The sequence below is a fragment of the Clostridium luticellarii genome (assembly GCF_002995845.1).
In the GTDB taxonomy this organism is placed as follows: domain Bacteria; phylum Bacillota; class Clostridia; order Clostridiales; family Clostridiaceae; genus Clostridium_B; species Clostridium_B luticellarii.
Window position 1 is genome coordinate 1 of the sequence record NZ_PVXP01000136.1, and the last position, 2,457, is coordinate 2,457.

2 protein-coding genes are annotated in these 2,457 nt (G+C 28.1%); both read right to left on the reverse strand.

Features of this window, described 5'->3' with window-relative positions:
* Positions 1–196: 196 nt before the first annotated feature.
* Positions 197–391, reverse strand: coding sequence for a hypothetical protein (locus tag CLLU_RS18320; protein WP_106011192.1), 195 nt, complete (start codon positions 389–391; stop codon positions 197–199).
* A gap of 524 nt (positions 392–915) precedes the next feature.
* Positions 916–2,457 (reverse strand): AAA family ATPase (locus CLLU_RS18330; RefSeq protein WP_106011193.1); only part of this gene is annotated, 1,542 nt, incomplete at its 5' end.

A 2,457-nucleotide genomic window follows, 5' to 3' on the forward strand; every position in this document is an offset into this window, starting at 1 on the left:
GTACATCCATATAAAACCTTCCTTTTTAAAGTTTTTAAAGCTAACTTGAAAAACTTTAAAACTTATTTTAGAAGATTATCTCACATTTTTTGAACACTTTCCATCCACTTTCTTGTTTGACGCTTACTTTTAATCTCGTTCATTTGGAACTCCTCCTAAATTTATTTAAGAATATTGTTCCAAATCTACCATTTCATTATACAAAAATAATGAGTATAGATTTGGTTTTACACAAATCTATACTCATTCCCTGTGAATACTTATTCTTTAGAGCATCGACTATCACTGCCTTCTCTCGATTTTTAAAAACTGTCTGGTCGACGTTGGGATCTTTTTTTAATACATTTATTGTTTCCTTCAAAATATCTATTTCAAGCTGCATATTAAGCATCTGAACCTTTAATTCTTCAACTTTAGAGTTGGATGCAACTGAACCTTATCCTAAAGTTTCTGGCTGGATATTTTTATCATTCATCAATGCAATCGTACCTTTCCGAAGATACTTTTTCCGCCAAGCATAAATGCTAGCCCTAGTATAACCAATATCTTCTGATACTGATTTTATACTTTCTTCCAATTCAAAGCAACGATGTCATGCATCTATTTTTACTTCAACGGGTGGATTTCGTGGATGAGTTTTAGTATTGGTGAGTTCAAGTATTTTCTTTATTTTTTAGGCTTGCCCTCATCATGAACCCGGTCATATAAAGCTTTCCTTGTAAGATACCCTAATGTCTGCACAGTTTTTGTTACAGATCTGCATTGATGAGTTTCAATGCTATATTAACTTTTTCTTGAGAATACATCTTTCAGAAGCTTCTTTCGGAACTCTAAGGGAGTCCAACTTTAAGTCCGCACCCCGCCCCCAATTTTATACTAATTTGATTTATCACTTAGATTATATACTACAGTATGTTATTTAAAATAATTAAGTATTTCATTAAATATAATTGGAATATCCTCTGATAAATTAGAAATCTCTACATACTTTTTACAAATACTATACTTGAGATAACTATCTTCAAACAATTGATATAAAATTTCTTTTTTGTCTACTCCATTAATATCATCTAATTTGAATATAGAATTATCTCCTCTAATTCTGGAAACGGGGATATTTTCATTCAATTTATAATATTCCAATGCCTCTTTTTGCTCACCACTTCCTTGATTACTCACTACATAAGTAACAGCACGAAATAAAATTGAAGGATCTAAACAATCTTCTATTTCTGTACTTACGTGATTACCATTAGGCTCTAAATTTTTTAATGAAACTTGAAAATTATTATCTACTTGAAATCTAGCTATCCTTAGTTTTTTATTTTTAGTTTCACTATCACACTCCAAACTAATAATACTATCATCTGTATCAATCAAACATAAGATTTTACTGTCAATTTCTTCAGATTCATCTTTCTCCGATAAAGGCGTGTATAAATATTTAAAAATTTTAACTACATTTCCACACCCTCCTACACAAAATATCTTTAAATTATCTATTTTATCACCTAAATAATGTTTAATGTATTCCTTATCATCTGTTCCTTCACATATTATCCAATTAGTTTTATCAGATCGCATACAACTTAAAATTGAAGAAGTTAATTCAAAATATCCTTTTAGCATTATATCTTTTGGAAGTTTTTTTCTACTCTCAAAATAGTTATCAAACTTAAATTTGTCAAGTTTGATTCTATAAATTTTATCTATAAGTATCTTCTGCAAATATATTAGATTACCTTTATGTGTAACAGGTAACGATCCATACCAATGTGTCGTAATTAAAATCTGATGATTAGTTGCCAATTTATTAAGCCTTTCAAATTGATTAAATGCTTTTGATATATGCAATGAATTTTCAGGTTCATCAATAGCAAAAATTACTTGTTCATCATTATCCAAATTACTTGTTAAGAATGAAGTCGCAATATCTATTATTGCAATTCTTTGTTCTCCAGAACTTAATTCCCCTATTTCCTTTTTATCTTTCTTTAACGTTCTAATTGAAAAATATGCTTCTAATATTTTCCTTCTAACATCACTTGAAGTCAAATTTTTCTTATATTTTCCCTCTACCTTAAACTCATAGCTATTATCTATCTTTTGAATTATCTGATTTACATCATCCATATATGAATTGAGAGAATCATTCAAATAATCTATAACACTAATATTTTTTCTTCTTTTTTCACTTTGGAACTTTCTCTCATTCAATATATAATCAATGTCCTCAAGTATATTTGAATTCATCAAATTTTGAATTTCTTTGCTTTCTATTCTTAACACATCTGAACTAGAAGTTTGTACTGGTATATAAATATATTTATAATATTCTCTAACTACTTCTAATATTCTATCCATATTAAAAGATTGGATTTCTTTAGGGAGCTTACTTTTTATATCACTATTAAAAGTTATAAAACTTATTTTAGATTTATTATCATACTCTATACC

Excerpts from the sequence above, each read along its gene's own strand:
- CLLU_RS18320 (WP_106011192.1), bottom strand. The coding sequence starts at position 391 with ATGCTTAATATGCAGCTTGAAATAGATATTTTGAAGGAAACAATAAAT.